The sequence below is a fragment of the Halococcus morrhuae DSM 1307 genome, assembly GCF_000336695.1.
Taxonomy (GTDB): Archaea; Halobacteriota; Halobacteria; order Halobacteriales; family Halococcaceae; genus Halococcus; species Halococcus morrhuae.
Genome location: NZ_AOMC01000034.1, coordinates 1 through 13,784, shown reverse-complemented (window position 1 = coordinate 13,784; position 13,784 = coordinate 1). Strand labels below are relative to the sequence as shown.

Annotated in this window: 17 protein-coding genes; 11 read left to right on the top strand and 6 right to left on the bottom strand. The window is 64.4% G+C overall.

Annotated features, from left to right (window positions below; genetic code table 11):
• Window positions 1–27 precede the first annotated feature (27 nt).
• Window positions 28–1,506 (top strand): transposase, encoded by a 1,479-nt coding sequence (locus tag C448_RS01865; RefSeq protein ID WP_080503139.1) that lies wholly within the window; start codon window positions 28–30, stop codon window positions 1,504–1,506.
• A 119-nt stretch (window positions 1,507–1,625) separates the two neighbouring features.
• Window positions 1,626–2,369: a hypothetical protein gene (locus C448_RS01860; RefSeq protein ID WP_004051502.1), complete on the top strand. Its 744-nt coding sequence runs from the start codon at window positions 1,626–1,628 to the stop codon at window positions 2,367–2,369.
• 23 nt (window positions 2,370–2,392) lie between these two features.
• On the opposite strand, the gene C448_RS01855 is transcribed toward C448_RS01860, so the two are convergent.
• The 4 genes from C448_RS01855 to C448_RS01840 form a co-directional block, all read right to left on the bottom strand.
• Window positions 2,393–3,484 (bottom strand): glycosyltransferase, encoded by a 1,092-nt coding sequence (locus C448_RS01855; protein ID WP_004051500.1) that lies wholly within the window; start codon window positions 3,482–3,484, stop codon window positions 2,393–2,395.
• A gap of 133 nt (window positions 3,485–3,617) precedes the next feature.
• Complete coding sequence (locus C448_RS01850; protein ID WP_049916019.1) at window positions 3,618–4,046, bottom strand: HVO_A0114 family putative DNA-binding protein; 429 nt, start codon at window positions 4,044–4,046, stop codon at window positions 3,618–3,620.
• Entirely contained in the window at window positions 4,027–4,347 is a 321-nt protein-coding gene (locus C448_RS01845; protein WP_004051496.1) for a toxin-antitoxin system TumE family protein, read from the bottom strand. The genes C448_RS01850 and C448_RS01845 overlap by 20 nt, the downstream gene beginning before the upstream one ends.
• Before the next feature lie 162 nt (window positions 4,348–4,509).
• Entirely contained in the window at window positions 4,510–5,556 is a 1,047-nt protein-coding gene (locus C448_RS01840) for a glycosyltransferase family 4 protein (protein ID WP_004051495.1), read from the bottom strand.
• Between the two features lie 88 nt (window positions 5,557–5,644).
• Here C448_RS01840 and C448_RS01835 point away from each other — a divergent pair, with 88 nt between their 5' ends.
• The 3 genes from C448_RS01835 to C448_RS01825 are packed head-to-tail and all read left to right on the top strand — an operon-like array spanning window position 5,645 to window position 7,192.
• Complete coding sequence (locus tag C448_RS01835) at window positions 5,645–5,920, top strand: ribonuclease P protein component 4 (protein ID WP_004051493.1); 276 nt, start codon at window positions 5,645–5,647, stop codon at window positions 5,918–5,920.
• Between the two features lie 31 nt (window positions 5,921–5,951).
• A complete protein-coding gene (locus tag C448_RS01830) occupies window positions 5,952–6,200 on the top strand; it encodes a YhbY family RNA-binding protein (RefSeq protein ID WP_004051491.1) in 249 nt (82 codons plus the stop codon).
• A complete protein-coding gene (locus C448_RS01825) occupies window positions 6,200–7,192 on the top strand; it encodes a mechanosensitive ion channel family protein (RefSeq protein ID WP_004051490.1) in 993 nt (330 codons plus the stop codon). Before C448_RS01830 ends, C448_RS01825 begins: the two co-directional genes overlap by 1 nt.
• A gap of 41 nt (window positions 7,193–7,233) precedes the next feature.
• Here the strand turns inward: C448_RS01825 and C448_RS01820 are convergent, their stop codons facing one another.
• On the bottom strand, window positions 7,234–7,506 hold the full coding sequence (locus C448_RS01820; RefSeq protein ID WP_004051487.1) for a winged helix-turn-helix domain-containing protein: 273 nt from the start codon (window positions 7,504–7,506) through the stop codon (window positions 7,234–7,236).
• Between the two features lie 166 nt (window positions 7,507–7,672).
• On the opposite strand from C448_RS01820, the gene C448_RS01815 reads away from it, so the two are divergent.
• Genes C448_RS01815 through C448_RS01805 form a run of 3 tightly spaced genes read left to right on the top strand, consistent with a single transcriptional unit; the run spans window position 7,673 to window position 11,092 of the window.
• The gene (locus tag C448_RS01815; protein WP_004051485.1) at window positions 7,673–7,975 is read left to right on the top strand and encodes an EMC6-like membrane protein; all 303 of its coding nucleotides are present in this window, start codon (window positions 7,673–7,675) and stop codon (window positions 7,973–7,975) included.
• The gene (locus tag C448_RS01810; RefSeq protein WP_004051483.1) at window positions 7,975–9,798 is read left to right on the top strand and encodes a ribosome biogenesis/translation initiation ATPase RLI; all 1,824 of its coding nucleotides are present in this window, start codon (window positions 7,975–7,977) and stop codon (window positions 9,796–9,798) included. Before C448_RS01815 ends, C448_RS01810 begins: the two co-directional genes overlap by 1 nt.
• Window positions 9,770–11,092, top strand: a complete 1,323-nt coding sequence (locus C448_RS01805; protein ID WP_239640503.1) for an NHL repeat-containing protein — start codon at window positions 9,770–9,772, stop codon at window positions 11,090–11,092. Before C448_RS01810 ends, C448_RS01805 begins: the two co-directional genes overlap by 29 nt.
• A 31-nt stretch (window positions 11,093–11,123) precedes the next feature.
• On the opposite strand, the gene C448_RS01800 is transcribed toward C448_RS01805, so the two are convergent.
• A complete protein-coding gene (locus tag C448_RS01800; RefSeq protein ID WP_004051479.1) occupies window positions 11,124–11,642 on the bottom strand; it encodes an archaemetzincin family Zn-dependent metalloprotease in 519 nt (172 codons plus the stop codon).
• 66 nt (window positions 11,643–11,708) lie between these two features.
• On the opposite strand from C448_RS01800, the gene C448_RS01795 reads away from it, so the two are divergent.
• The 3 genes from C448_RS01795 to npdG are packed head-to-tail and all read left to right on the top strand — an operon-like array spanning window position 11,709 to window position 13,689.
• Complete coding sequence (locus C448_RS01795; protein ID WP_004051477.1) at window positions 11,709–12,110, top strand: UPF0146 family protein; 402 nt, start codon at window positions 11,709–11,711, stop codon at window positions 12,108–12,110.
• Complete coding sequence (locus C448_RS01790) at window positions 12,107–12,982, top strand: TIGR01548 family HAD-type hydrolase (RefSeq protein ID WP_004051475.1); 876 nt, start codon at window positions 12,107–12,109, stop codon at window positions 12,980–12,982. The genes C448_RS01795 and C448_RS01790 overlap by 4 nt, the downstream gene beginning before the upstream one ends.
• A 41-nt stretch (window positions 12,983–13,023) precedes the next feature.
• On the top strand, window positions 13,024–13,689 hold the full coding sequence (npdG, locus tag C448_RS01785; RefSeq protein ID WP_004051473.1) for an NADPH-dependent F420 reductase: 666 nt from the start codon (window positions 13,024–13,026) through the stop codon (window positions 13,687–13,689).
• Window positions 13,690–13,784: the final 95 nt, after the last annotated feature.

Genomic DNA, 13,784 nt, shown 5'->3' with positions numbered 1-13,784 from the left:
GGCCGGAAGCCCACACCTCCGGAGGAGGTGGAGCTTCCGGAGGACACGAAGGCAAACACAACAGATCCAGCGAGTCAAATTCTCAAAACCAGCAACGGCTGGAAACAGGGCTACAACGGCCAAGCAATGGTGGACTGCGACACGCAGGTCATCGTCGCGCAGGACATCACTACTGACGCAAACGACGTACAGCAGCTCAAGCCGATGCTGGAGAACTGTGAGAAAGTGAACGGCAAGCGCCCGGAGATGGCGCTTGCCGACGCTGGCTACTGGAGCAAAGCGAACGCGCAGTTAGCGGATGAGCAGACGGAGCTNAAGCGCCCGGAGATGGCGCTTGCCGACGCTGGCTACTGGAGCAAAGCGAACGCGCAGTTAGCGGATGAGCAGACGGAGCTGTTCATCGCTACGACCAAAGACTGGAAGCGACGGAAAGAACTTCGGGAGGCGGATCCGCCACGAGGGCGGATCCCCAAATGGTACGGGCTGAAAGAACGCATGGAGCGGAAACTCCGGACGAAACGGGGGAGAGGCATCTACCGCAAGCGCAGCCAGAGCGTCGAAGCAGTGTTCGGTCAGCATGTCACCCGCGGCTGCGACCGATTCCTGTTACGCGGGGAGACGGGGGCACAAGCGGAGTGGTCGTTGTTCTCAGCGACGCACAACCTGCTNATTCCTGTTACGCGGGGAGACGGGGGCACAAGCGGAGTGGTCGTTGTTCTCAGCGACGCACAACCTGCTGAAACTGTGGCGGTCCGGCCAGGGGCCGGACGGCCACGAAGTGGCGGACGCGATCGCCGGATAACTGAGCCTGGTTCTCTTTTTTGTCGACGGATGAATCGGTCTGTCGAATCGTACAGCAGTATCTTCAGCTGTCGTCAGGGAACTGGTGCGGCGGAATTCTTGGACGGGCTCNTTTTTTGTCGACGGATGAATCGGTCTGTCGAATCGTACAGCAGTATCTTCAGCTGTCGTCAGGGAACTGGTGCGGCGGAATTCTTGGACGGGCTCTTATATGAATCAATATCTGTACTTGCTAGTAACTCAACTACAAGCAGACAAGGAGTCGAAAGTCCAGAAGACATCGAAGATCTAGTCAAAGACACAGTACATTCGGAGGAATTCAAATTTGAGGAGATGAAGAAGAGGTTGAATGAAAATCTTCGCTTCTATGTCGATCTAAGCAGTACGGATGAGTTGTCCGCGACTGAAATTGAAGATGAGATCGACAGTGTTGTTGCCACAAAAAAGAGCCGAATACAAACCAAATTACAAGAGGTAGAAACAGAAGTTGACAACGCAATCAGCAACGATGAGCTTGGAAACCTCAATGGAAAGCTAATACTTTCATATATCGCCAGTAAGTTTGGTTTGCAAAATGAACAACTAAAGCGTGTTGTGGCAGATAAGATTGCTCAGGAAGACCAGAAACCCAATGGTTTAGAAGAGATCATCATCGACCTGTTTGATTCGATTGGAGAAACATACCCAGAGGAAACCAGCAGCTAGCACCCATCTTTTCAACTGATATAGAGCCAAATAATCATATAGGGAATTGAGACGTGGCTGCATTGCTATGCTTCATCGAAATCGCAAGACACAGTATTCGCGCTCGAATCCAGTCCGACATGGCATTCAGCGTTCTCACGGTGCTCCGCCAGTCGCTCCGGCGGCTGGCGACGGGGCCCGCACTGCTCGTGTTGGTGGCACTCGCCGTCGTCCAGGCGATCGCGGCGTTCGTTCCCGGCGAGTTCGTTCGCACCACGCCCGGCGTCATCAGTGCCGGCGGCGGTGGCATGCCGGTCGTGATCACCGGGAACCCGCTGCCGCTGCTCGCGAGCTTCGTCGTCGCCGTCGTCGGCGTCTATCTCGCGCTCGTCACCATCCGCGTCTTCGCCGGCCAGTGGGGGATCGTCGAGCGCGACCACCTCACCCATCGGGTGGGCTTCGGCGTGGCGAACCTGCTCGGCGTCTCCGTCGTGTTGGCGATCGGGCTCGGCGCTGGCGCGTTCCTCGCCATCGCCCTCGGACTCGTCGGCATCGCGCTCTGGGCCGTCCTCTTTCTCGTGCTGCTGGCGGCGTCGTTCTTCGCCCCGGCGTTCGTCGCCGTCGAGGACGACGACATCCTCACGGCGTTCCGCAAGAGCTTCGGCGTGCTACGGCGCTCGCCGGGACGGGTCGCCGCGCTCCTGTTCGCACTCGTCGTCGTGAACGCACTGCTCCAGGCGCTCGGCGGCGTCGTCACCGATGCGGTCGCCTCGATCGGCGTCGTCGGCCCGCTCGTCGTCACGATCGTCAGCGGGCTCGGCAGCGTCTTCCTCTGGATCGCGATCGCCCGCGCATACGACCACCTCGAACCGACGGCCGCCTGATCGGCGGTTCGACGATCGGGAGACTACAAGACGGTATCGTAGACGCTGGCAAGCGCGTCGACCGAGTGCTCGACGCTCATCGACTCGCGCCGCGAACGACAGGTCGCCGGGAGTTCGTCGTCGGCGAGTGCGCGCCCGAGCGCGTCCCGAAACGCGCCGATGTCGCCCTGTTCGTAGTGATACCCCGTTTCGCCGTCGTCGATCGTTTCGGTGAGTGCACCGCTGTCGACGCCGACGACGGGCGTTCCACAGGCCATCGCTTCGAGCGCGACCAACCCCTGCGTTTCGACGGGGCTCGGAAAGCCGAAGACGTCGAGCGCCGAGTAGAACTGGGGGAGTTCCTCACGGTCGAGAAAGCCGAGAAAGCGGACGTCCGCGTCGATCTCGTTGGCTTCCTCCTGAAGCGTTTTGCGCGCGGGACCGTCGCCAGCCAGCACGAACGTGGCGTCCATCCCCTCGGCGGTTGCCACGAGATCGGCGAGCTCCTTCTCGAACCCGTGTCGGCCGGTGTAGCCGACGAGCGGCCCGTCCGGGAGGTCGTGACGGGTGCGAAAATCAGCAGTGTCGGTCGGCGCGAACCGATCGGTGTCGACGCCGTTCGAGACGACCGACACCGGCCCGATGCCACGGTTCACGAGCGCCGTGCGGACCGTCTCGCTCGGGACGACGATGTGATCGGCACGACCGAGAAACCAACGTTCGTAGGCGTTACCGACCCGTGCGACCGCGTCGAGCAGCCAGCCCTCGGCGAGATAGCCGGCGTACTCCGCCGTCGGCGTGTGGTAGGAGGCGACGAGCGGCTGGTCGATATCGTGCGCGAGGCGCAGGCCACCGAGGCCGAGCCCGAACGGTGTGTGCGCGTGGACGATATCGGCGTTCGCGACCGCATCGGGCACCGACGGCACGCCGACGCGGAAATTCTCGTAGAACGGAAACGGGAGGCTCCGGACGGGATGCTCGTCCGGTGTGGGGTCGTGCCCGTCGGCACCCGGATAGACGACATCCATCCGTCCGTCGCGGCGCTGCCAGCGCTCGTGCCACGTCCGGATGGTGTAGGTGACGCCGTTCACCGTCGGCAGATAGGTGTCGGTGAAGGCGGCGACGTGTGGCGGCATCGTCCGTGATTTCAGCAGCGTGGATTAATCGGTTGTGACTTCGCGATAGCTCGTCGATGACCGCTGATCGACCCGCCTTGGCCGTCGTTCTCGCCGTTTTGCAACCGAAGCACAGGGTAATAAAGACGAAACGTCAGGCTTCGACGACACCGTTCGAGTTCGTCTCGTCGTTCGTCGTCAGTTCCAGCTTGACGGCGATCTCGTCGTACCAGACGCTCGGCTGCTTCGAGCGCCCGTCGTCGTCGAACTCGACGAGCCCGAGCTCTTCGAGTTCCGTCAGATTGCGATGCACCTGCCGGACGTCGCGTTCGACGAGCCGCGCCGTCTCACGGATGCTCTCGGGTTGTTCGTTGGCGAGCGTCCGGAGCAGTTCGAGGTTTCGCGGGCGCGTCACACGATGCAGGTTCTCCTCGTCGCGGTAGACGCGCTCGAAGTAGGGATCAGGCATCTCGCCCCGATCCAGGGCCTTCAGCGTCTCCTCGACGCGGTCGGCGTTCCCACGCCCGAAGCGAATGTGCATCGTGCGCGCCGGTTCGTCGTCATTAGGGCCAGTGTTCGCCATGAGTGCGTACCTCCTGTTTGAGTCGCCGGAAGAGCGAGGACGGCCCACGAAACTCGACGTCGTCGACTTCTTCCTCGCCGATGTGTTTGTGGTGCTTCGCCGCACCGGGGTGATCCGGGAAATTGTCGTACCGGACGATGGTTTCACCGTCGATCCGACCGTACTGCATGGAGTAACGCACCCCGTTGGGATAGCGATCGGAGTCGGGCACACGCCACGCGGTGACAGCAGCGAGCGTCCCGTTTTCCGGGAACCGCTCTTTCACGTCGAGGACCTGCGTCGCTCCGTCCTCCCCGTCCATCGTCCGTTGTTATAGACTACAACAAAATAAGCGTGTTGCTGTTCCCTCCAACAGATGCTGGTCGCGCCGCCGAACAGCGAGTTGGACTGTTCGTTCGACGACGATCGGAGATTGGCGAGACAAGGCATACATGAACAGTTCTCGCCGCTTCGACAGGTGAAGTTAGACGGTGACGTCGCGATAGATGCGCGAAAGCTCCGTACCCACCCGTTTGAGGCTGTGTTCGGCCGCGGTTTCACGTGCATTCTTCCCCAACCGCTCGCGGAGGGCGGGATCGTCCGACAGTCGATCGAGCGCCTCGCGGAACTCGGCACGACTGGAGCATTTCAGACAGTCCTCACCACGGGTGAAGAACTCCTCAAAGACAGGAATGTCGCTGATGACTACAGCTTTGCCACAGGCCATCGCTTCGAGCACCGCGATCCCCTGGTTCTCGTTTTTCGTCGGGAACAGATAGACGTCGCCGGCCCCGAACGCGCCGCGCTTGTCGTCAACCCACCCGGTGAAGGTGACGTTCTGTGGCGGGTTCTGCGTCCAGCGCTTCACCACTGATGAGGCCTGCGGGCCGGTGTCGTAGGGTCCGAACCAGGCAAAATCGTAGCTCGTGCTCTCGGCGAGTCGACAGAAATCGGTGAGACCCTTGCGCTCGAAGACGTTGCCGAGCGCGAAGACGACCATCCCGTCGAGATCGTAGCGCTCGCGGTACTCCCCGCGGAGTTTTTCGTGGCCCGCAAGCGAGTCGAGATCCACGCCGTTGGTGATCGTTTCGATCGGCGCATCGACAGGATAGGCTTCGAGCAGGTCCTTGGTGTACTGACTCGGGCAGAGCACGAGATCGGCCTGCGAGTAGAACCACCGGAGATAGCGCTTGAGCAGCGGGGCGATCTCCGAGGAGAACCGAAACGACTCGCCGAAGTCCTCGGCGGTCATGTGGGCGTGGAGCACGAGCGGAATCCCGCTTCGATGGGCGTGGCGCGCGACCGCAAGGCTTCCGGGACCTGGAGCGTTGCAGTGGGCGAGATCGAAATCTCGAAACGCTCCGTCGCCCGCCGCGATCGAGCGAGCAGTCGAGAGGAGGTCGTCACGCCACGGTGAGGTCACGACGTCGATATCGGTGTCGGCGAGCGCCGCGCGCTGCTGGGCGGCGGCGGTGCCCCAGCCGCTGCGCTGGAGGGGGCCTTCGAGTTCGAGGTAGTTGAGCGCGCGCACACCGGGAGCGCGCCGGCCGGGAGAAAAAGCCCACCGAAACGGAAGGCAAAACGCATACCGCTCGCCGGTGAAGTTTTCACAATCCGCCATGACGCTCGCCGACGAACGCATCGACCGTCTGCACGCTCTCGCTCGGGAGGCAGCGCGCGCGGGTCACGACGACCGCGCCCGCGAGTGCGTCAGGCTCGCCCGCCGGATCGCCGAGCGCAATCGCCGATCGCTGCCCCAACAGTTCGAACGGTTCACCTGCGACGACTGCGACAGCTATCTCCGGCCGGGCCGGAACTGTCGGGTCCGAACGCAGGACGGCCACGTCGTGATCAGCTGCGGGTGTGGCACGCAGGCACGCTATCCGTATGAATAGGCTTACCCGCGCCGCGCGAGGACGACTGGCCATGACCGACGACCGAACGCACAGGGAGCGCGCCCACGGCGTCGACGCCACGCTGCGCGTTGGAAAGGGCGGTATCGAAAGCATCGCCGACGAACTCGACAGCCAGCTCGACGACCGCGAGCTGGTGAAGGTGAAATTCCTCCGGGCGGCCCGTGGCGGGACGACGACCGACGAACTCGCCAGCTCGCTCGGCGAGCGGGTCGGCGCTGAGCTCGTGGAAACGCGCGGGAACACGGCGACCTACCACTGATGGCCGTCGGCTATACTGGTTGGGTCGCCCAGCAGGTCCCGGTGGAGACGCCGAACGGTTCGAACGTCTCCGAGGTCATCTCGAACCCCGAACAGGGGCCCATCGGCGAACTGCTCCACGAGTTCGGCATCCCCTACTCCGACGTCCTCGGCGCGATCATCACGTTCATCATTGCGCTGTTCGTGCTGTACACGCTCGGACGGGCGACGATCGTCCCGTTCGTGAGCCGGCTGTTGAACCGGCGCAATCTGGACAAACACGAGAAAACGCCGCTGCTCCGGCTGACGAAGCTGGTCATGGGCTTTCTCGCGATCGCCGCATCACTGAACATCGCGGGCTACGGACAGCTGCTCACTTCGCTCGCGGCCATCGGTGCCGCGGCGACGCTCGCGATCGGCTTCGCGCTGCAGGACAGCATCTCGAACTTCGTCGCCGGCATGTTCATCTACATCGATCGGCCGTTCCGCATCGGCGACTGGATCGAGTGGGACACCGGCACCTACGCCGGCATCGTCGAGGACATCACCTTCCGAGTCACGCGAGTGCGCACCTTCGACAACGAGCTGCTCACGGTGCCGAACTCGGTGCTCACCGGCGACGTCATCAAGAACCCCGTCGCGAAGGACGAGCTCCGCCTGCAGTTCAACTTCGGCATCGGCTACGACGACGACATCGAGGAAGCGACCGACATCATCCTCGAGGAGGCTGAAGACCACCCCGATATCCTCGACGACCCCGCACCGACGGTGCGGATGACCGAATCGTCGGAATCCGACCGCGGCGCGCTCGCCGACTCGTACGTCGGGCTCACCTCGCGCTTCTGGATCGCCGACCCGAACCGCGGCGACTATCTGAAAACGCGCGGCGAGTACGTGACGGCCGTCAAGAATCGCTTCGACGCTGTGGGGATCGACATGCCCGACCCGCAGATCGACCTCTCGGGGCAGTACGGCCAGAACCCGGCGGTCAGGATCGAATCGGTCGATCGGTAGCCGACGAGACGGTCGGTAACGAACGGTTCGTACTGTGGCGCTCAGTCGTCGGCGAGCGCGTCCGTCTCGCCCTCGACGGTCGGCGCGGCCGTGATCTCGTAGAGGTTCTGACGGGCGTCGGCGAAGTAGACGTCCTCGTCGATGACCTCGATCTCCTCCAACCGTTCGAGCGCGTAGCGGACCGTCCGTGCCGACAGCATCGACTCCTCGACGATCCCCTTCTGGGTGAGCGTGCCGTTGTATTCGAGCACCTTGAACACGAGTTTCGCGCTCGGCGGCAGATCCACGAGGCGCTCTTCGTCGGAGTCACTCATCGTCCGAGTGGATGTGCGCGAAAGACATAAAACCGTGGTCTGCCCCTGCACGCTCGGCTGTCTGTGGGCGTGTCGGGACGGCGGCAAGCGGGCGTCCGAGCGGTCAGTGAGGCGCAACCAGCGCCGAGAGCGAACGGCTTTTGAGCGCGTGGTCGGTAGCGTTCGTATGGCGACCGAGACAGCCGACGCGCGGGCCGACCATCTCCGGAGTCTGACGGTCTCCTCGGTCACGTCGCTTTCGGGCATTGCGGCCGGACTCATCTCCGCAGTGGTCGCAAGCGGGGCGACCGACACCGCCGGTCTCTACCCGCTCGCCGGCGCGATCCTCGTCCAGCTGCCGCTTCTCGGGCTGCTGGGGGTCGAGGTCGATGACTTCTCGATCAAGGACAACGTCTACATCGCGTTCATGACCTTCGCGCTCTGGTTCGTGACCTGGACGATCCTCCTCACCACCGGTACCAGCTTCTGATGGCCGACGATTCCATCGCGGTCGTCGATCTCGACCGCTGTCAGCCCGATCGCTGCAACTACGAGTGTGCGAACTTCTGCCCGCCCAATCGGACGGGCGAGGAGTGTATCGTCACCCGCGAGGAGCGCTACGACGACGACCGCTATGACGGTGATCCGGACCAGATCTCCATCTCCGAGGAGCTCTGTCTGGGCGAGACCTGCGGCATCTGCGTCGAGAAATGCCCGTTCGACGCCATCGAGATCATCAACCTCCCCCAGGAACTCGACGAGGAGCCCGTCCACCGCTACGGCGAGAACGCCTTCTCGCTCTACGGCCTCCCGGCACCGGAAGCCGGGAAGGTGACGGGCATCCTCGGCCCGAACGGCATCGGCAAGACGACCGCCGTCAAGATCCTCGCCAACGAGATCACGCCGAACCTCGGCGAGTGGGACGGCGCGGCCGGCTGGGAGCCCGTGCTCGACGAGTTCCGCGGCACGGAGCTCCAGAGCTTCCTCGAAGGCCTCCAGGAGGACGCGATAACGGTCGCACGAAAACCCCAGTACGTCGACCAGATCCCGAAACGGTTCGACGGCAACACGCGCGAGCTGCTCGCTCAAACCGACGAGCGCGGCGTGCTCGACGAACTGATCGAGCGGCTCTCGATCGGCCCGGTGATGGACCAGCCGATCGACTCGATCTCCGGCGGCGAGCTCCAGCGCGTGGCGCTAGCGGCGACGCTCGCCCGCGACGCCGACTTCTACTTCCTCGACGAGATCACGCCGTATCTCGACATCGGCCAGCGCATGACCGCCGCACGACTCATCGGCGAGCTCACGGGCGACGACCGCTCGATGCTCGTCGTCGAACACGATCTGGCGATCCTAGATCTGCTCGCCGATAGCCTCCACGTCGCCTACGGCGAACCCGGCGCGTACGGCGTGATCACGCCACCGAAATCGGTCAAAAACGGCATCAACGAGTATCTCTCGGGCTATCTCGAAAACGAGAACATGCGCATCCGCCCGAGCGCCATCGAGTTCGAGGAGCACGCTCCGCGGAGCGTCGCGGCGGGCGACGCGCTCGTCGAGTATCCCGCCATCGAGAAGTCCTACGGCGACGGCGAGTTCTCCCTGACCGTGGAGGGGGGGACCATCCACGAGAACGAGGTGCTCGGCGTCGTCGGCCCCAATGGCATCGGGAAGTCGACGTTCGCCGAACTGCTGGCGGGCAATCTCGACCCCGATTCCGGTAGTCTCGACGCGAACCTCGACGTCTCGTACAAGCCCCAGTACATCGAGATCGACCAGCCGATGCGCGTCGACGCCTTCCTCTCGTCGATCACGAACGATTTCGGTTCCTCGTACTGGGACACCGAGATCGCCCAGCCGCTCCAGCTCGATTCGGTCATGGAGCAGAACCTGACCGATCTCTCGGGCGGGGAGCGCCAGCGCGTCGCCATCGCGGCCTGTCTCTCCGAGGACGCCGACCTCTACGTGCTCGACGAGCCCTCGGCCCACATCGACGTCGAACAGCGCGTCCGGGCCACCACGGCGATCCGCCGGTACGCCGAGAACCACGACGCGACGGCGCTGGTCATCGATCACGATACGTACATGATCGACCTGCTCGCCGACCGCCTGCTGGTGTTCGACGGCGAGCCCGCCCGCTCGGGTCACGCGAGCCCGCCCGTCGGCATGCGCGAGGGGATGAACCGCTTCCTCGCGGATCTCGACGTGACCTTCCGCCGCGACGAGCGCGTCGGTCGCCCGCGCATCAACAAACCCGGCAGCCAGCTCGACCGCGAGCAGAAACGTGCCGGCGAATACTACTACACGGCCTGACGTGCGTCCCGTCTCACGGCTCCGCAGGCGGCTCGAAACCCCGTCGAAGCGACGCGCCGCGGCTCTCGCCGCGCTCAGTCTGGTGCTGGTCACGGTCGCACTCGTCGGCTTCGTGAGCGCGAACGAGTCGACGGTGACGATCGACGAGCGCACGCCGGAACGGAACACGCTCGTCGGTCTCCAAGGATACCATGACGAGGGTCGCGCACTGGAGCTCGCACCGGATGGGACCGTGGTCTGGGAGTACACGGCCGTCGAGAACGTCTTCGACGTCGAGTCACTCGGGCCGGATCGCGTGCAGATCGCCGGTGCGGACGCCATTCCTGACGAGCAGTGTCCCGCACGCTATCGGGACGACGGCACCCGAGGTTGTGTCCACAACACCGTCCGCATCGTGAATCAGGAGACCAACGAGACGCAGTGGCAATACGGCTGGTACGACGTCGAGCGTCACGAACACGAACTCCACGACGTCGACCGCTACACGGCGGGTGGCGAGGCACGCTGGGTGTTCGCCGACATGGGCAACGACCGCGTGTTCGCCATCGATCGCGACGGGACGATCCAGTGGCAGTGGAACGCGAATGCGACCTACGACCCACCCGCCGACGTGGGTCCGGAGGACGACTGGACACATCTGAACGACGTCGATAAAGTCGGGGAGGGACGATTTCAGGTGAGTCTGCGGAACTTCGATACGGTCGTCGAACTGCGCGTCGCGAGCGACGGCACGGTAGCGGTCGAGCCGCTCGTCGGCCCGAACCGCTTCACCCCGAACGGCAGTGCGGGACCGCTGTACGCCCAGCACAACCCCGACCGCCTCGCCGACGGCCATCTCCTCGTTGCGGATTCGGAGAACGATCGCATCGTGGAGTTCGAGAACGGTACCCCAGTATGGACCGCCGGCGGGAGCGCCCGTCTCGACTGGCCACGGGACGCCGACCGCCTCGCGAGCGGCAACACGCTCGTCGTCGACTCGTACAACGACCGCATCGTCGAACTCGACGGCTCAGGTGAAGCGGTCTGGGCGGTCGAGACTGGACGACTCCCTTATGATGCCGATCGAATTCCCCGAAATGGGTCGGGCGAAGGGAGTCGCAGCGAACCGACCGCCGATGCGTCCGGGTTCGATCCAGGAACGAACGAGACGAGTTCCCTTCGCGACACGGTTGCCTACGGGCTGACGCTGTTGCGCTACTCGGTTCCGAACTGGGTCGACACGTGGGGACTGCTCGTCGGCGGACTGCTCTGTGGCGTCGCTGCGGTCGTCGAGGGTCGGCGACTGGGTCGGTAGAACTGCGCGAGATGAGTACCGAGCGACCGGGTCAGACGAGCGTCGAACAGTCGGCGCAGAGCTGCTGGTTCTTGACGTCGACCTCACGCACGGTCGGCGAGAAGTTCATCACGCAGCGTTCGTCGTCGCAGTGTTCGAGGCCGAGGGTGTGGCCGATCTCGTGGACGACCTCCTTGCGGACGCGCTCGGAGAACACGTCGTCATCCGAGCGGTCGAGGCTGCCGCCGTCGGCGGCGGTCTGGAGGCGATAGGTCGAGACGACGCTGCCGTTGCCGGAGAGGTAGGCCAGCCCGAAGACGTAGTTGCGTCGGCGGTAGAAGAGGTCCTCGGTCGTGAGGGCGATGTTTTTCTCCGCGGAGCCGACGTGGCCGGCGAGTTCGATGAACGCCTCGGCGCGGTACTGGCCGCGACTCTCGTCGTAGGCGTCGTCCGGAAGCGAACTGGCATCGTGGAGCATGACGTCGCAGTCGTAGACCGATCGCAGTCCGGCCGAGGCCGCCCGCTTGATCGGAACGGGGACGTCGCCGACCGGCACGATGTCGACATGCATGCGAAGGGATTAGGACGCCGCAATCATAAACGTCCCGACGTGAACCCCCGAAATCGGCCCCCGAGCGTGGCCCGTGCGGACGCGCTCGCCGACCGCCTCGCCGACTTCGCCTCGCCCGTCGAGGTCGGCATCGGTGCACGGACCGACGTCGCCGCACGTCTCGCCGACGATACACCTGTGACGGCGACCGACGTTCGCCCCTGCACCGTGCCCGACGACGTCACGTTCGTCCAGGACGATATCACCGATCCCACGATGGACGTCTACGCCGACGCCGACGCGCTCTACGCGCTGAACCTCCCGCGAGAGCTCCACCGCCCGACACGGGCGGTCGCGCGCACGATCGGAGCCGTGTTTCGATTCACGACCCTCGGCGGCGAGTTCCCGGCCGTGGCGACCGAATCGGAAACGCTGCCGGCCGGCGAGACGCTCTTTCGCGCCACGAATCGGGGAGGCGAACCCGCGTGACGGACGCGGTCGTACTCGACATCGACGGCGTGCTCGTCGACGTCGCCGACTCCTACCGGCGGGCGATCGTCGAAACCCTCGAAACGGTCCACGGGGGATCGCTGGATCGGGCCGATATACAGTCGTTCAAGGAGGCCGGCGGGTTCAACGACGACTGGGAGCTCACGAGCGCGGCGGCGCTGTACCTGCTCGCCCGGCGCGAGGGGCTCGATCACTCCGTCGAGCGATTCACCGACGAGATCACGGCGACCGGCGGCGGGCTCGCCGGGGCCGAGACGGTCGTCAGGAACGCGCTCGCACCCGACGAGTTCGAACGCGCGTTCGCGGCCTGGGATCGCGAGCGACTGCGCGACGTCTTCCAGCAGCGCTATCTCGGTGCCGACCTGTACACGGACCTCGAAGACGGCGAGCCCGATCCCGCCATCGCGGGCGACGGCTTCATCCATGACGAGCAAGTGCTCGCCGACCGATCGACGCTCGATTTCCTCGTCGAAAATTTCTCCATCGGTGTGGTGACCGGCCGACCGGCTGCCGAGGCCGACATCGCCCTCTCGCGAGTGGGGCTCGACGTCCCCGACGAGCACCGCTTCACGATGGACAGCCCCGTTCCGGGCAAGCCAGATCCGGCGGCGCTCGTGACGCTCGCCGGTCGCCTGAACGCGACGAGCGTCGTCTTCGCCGGCGACACGCTCGACGACGTCCGCACGGCGCGCAACGCTGCCGACGCCGATCCCGATCGCGAGTATCGCGGGGTCGGCGTTCTCACCGGTGGTCTCGACGGCGACGAAGGCCGTGAGAAGTTCGCTCGCGTCGGCGCAGATGAGGTGCTCGACGACGTCAACGCCCTCCCCGAGACGCTGGCCGGTGAGTGAAGGACGCAAACGTTTATTCGACGTTCGGGCGAGCATCGGGTATGCGCATCGCACTCTGTGGCGGCACGGGCGATCTCGGGAGAGGGATCGCTCTCCGACTGATTCGCGACACCGATCACGAGGTCGTCGTCGGCTCGCGCGATCCCGAAAAGGCCCGCGAGCACGCGACCCAATACGAGGACGAACTCGGTAGTCACGACGTCGAGGGCGATATCAACGGTTTCGACAACGCGATGGCCGCCGACCGCGCCGACGTCGTCGTTCTCTGCGTGCCAGCCTACCACCTCTCAGATACGATCGACGCGATCGGGGGAAGTCTCGACGACACGGTGCTCGTGAGCCCCGCCGTCGGCATGCGCCGCGAGGAGGGGACGATGAACTACAACCCACCCAGCGCGGGCAGCGTGACCGCACTCGCCGCCGCGGCCGCCCCCGACGGCACTCCTGTGGTGGGAGCCTTCCACAACCTCGCGGCCGGCCGCCTCGCCGATCTCGACGCCAGCCTCGACTGGGACGTGCTCGTCGTCGGTGACGATGCCGACGCGAAAACCACGGTCGAGCGCCTCGCCGACGGCATCGACGGGATCCGCGCGCTCGACGCCGGCCCGCTCGCGGCCGCCAGCGAGGTCGAGAGCCTCACGCCGCTGCTCATCAACGTCGCGGCGAACAACGACGCCCTCGCCGATCTCGGCGTCTCATTCAACTGAAGAACCGACCCTACCAAGTCTGGTGTTGTTGAGAGGGAAGACAAGGCCGTTACAGCTAGTTAGCTGATACGTGTTGCGGCCGGGAACGATACTAT

Bases quoted from the DNA above. Each gene is read 5' to 3' on its own strand.
- C448_RS01860 (WP_004051502.1), top strand. From the start codon at position 1,626: ATGGCATTCAGCGTTCTCACGGTGCTCCGCCAGTCGCTCCGGCGGCTG.
- C448_RS01855 (WP_004051500.1), bottom strand. From the start codon at position 3,484: ATGCCGCCACACGTCGCCGCCTTCACCGACACCTATCTGCCGACGGTG.
- C448_RS01850 (WP_049916019.1), bottom strand. From the start codon at position 4,046: ATGGCGAACACTGGCCCTAATGACGACGAACCGGCGCGCACGATGCAC.
- C448_RS01845 (WP_004051496.1), bottom strand. From the start codon at position 4,347: ATGGACGGGGAGGACGGAGCGACGCAGGTCCTCGACGTGAAAGAGCGG.
- C448_RS01835 (WP_004051493.1), top strand. From the start codon at position 5,645: ATGACGCTCGCCGACGAACGCATCGACCGTCTGCACGCTCTCGCTCGG.
- C448_RS01830 (WP_004051491.1), top strand. From the start codon at position 5,952: ATGACCGACGACCGAACGCACAGGGAGCGCGCCCACGGCGTCGACGCC.
- C448_RS01825 (WP_004051490.1), top strand. From the start codon at position 6,200: ATGGCCGTCGGCTATACTGGTTGGGTCGCCCAGCAGGTCCCGGTGGAG.
- C448_RS01820 (WP_004051487.1), bottom strand. From the start codon at position 7,506: ATGAGTGACTCCGACGAAGAGCGCCTCGTGGATCTGCCGCCGAGCGCG.
- C448_RS01815 (WP_004051485.1), top strand. From the start codon at position 7,673: ATGGCGACCGAGACAGCCGACGCGCGGGCCGACCATCTCCGGAGTCTG.
- C448_RS01810 (WP_004051483.1), top strand. From the start codon at position 7,975: ATGGCCGACGATTCCATCGCGGTCGTCGATCTCGACCGCTGTCAGCCC.
- C448_RS01800 (WP_004051479.1), bottom strand. From the start codon at position 11,642: ATGCATGTCGACATCGTGCCGGTCGGCGACGTCCCCGTTCCGATCAAG.
- npdG (WP_004051473.1), top strand. From the start codon at position 13,024: ATGCGCATCGCACTCTGTGGCGGCACGGGCGATCTCGGGAGAGGGATC.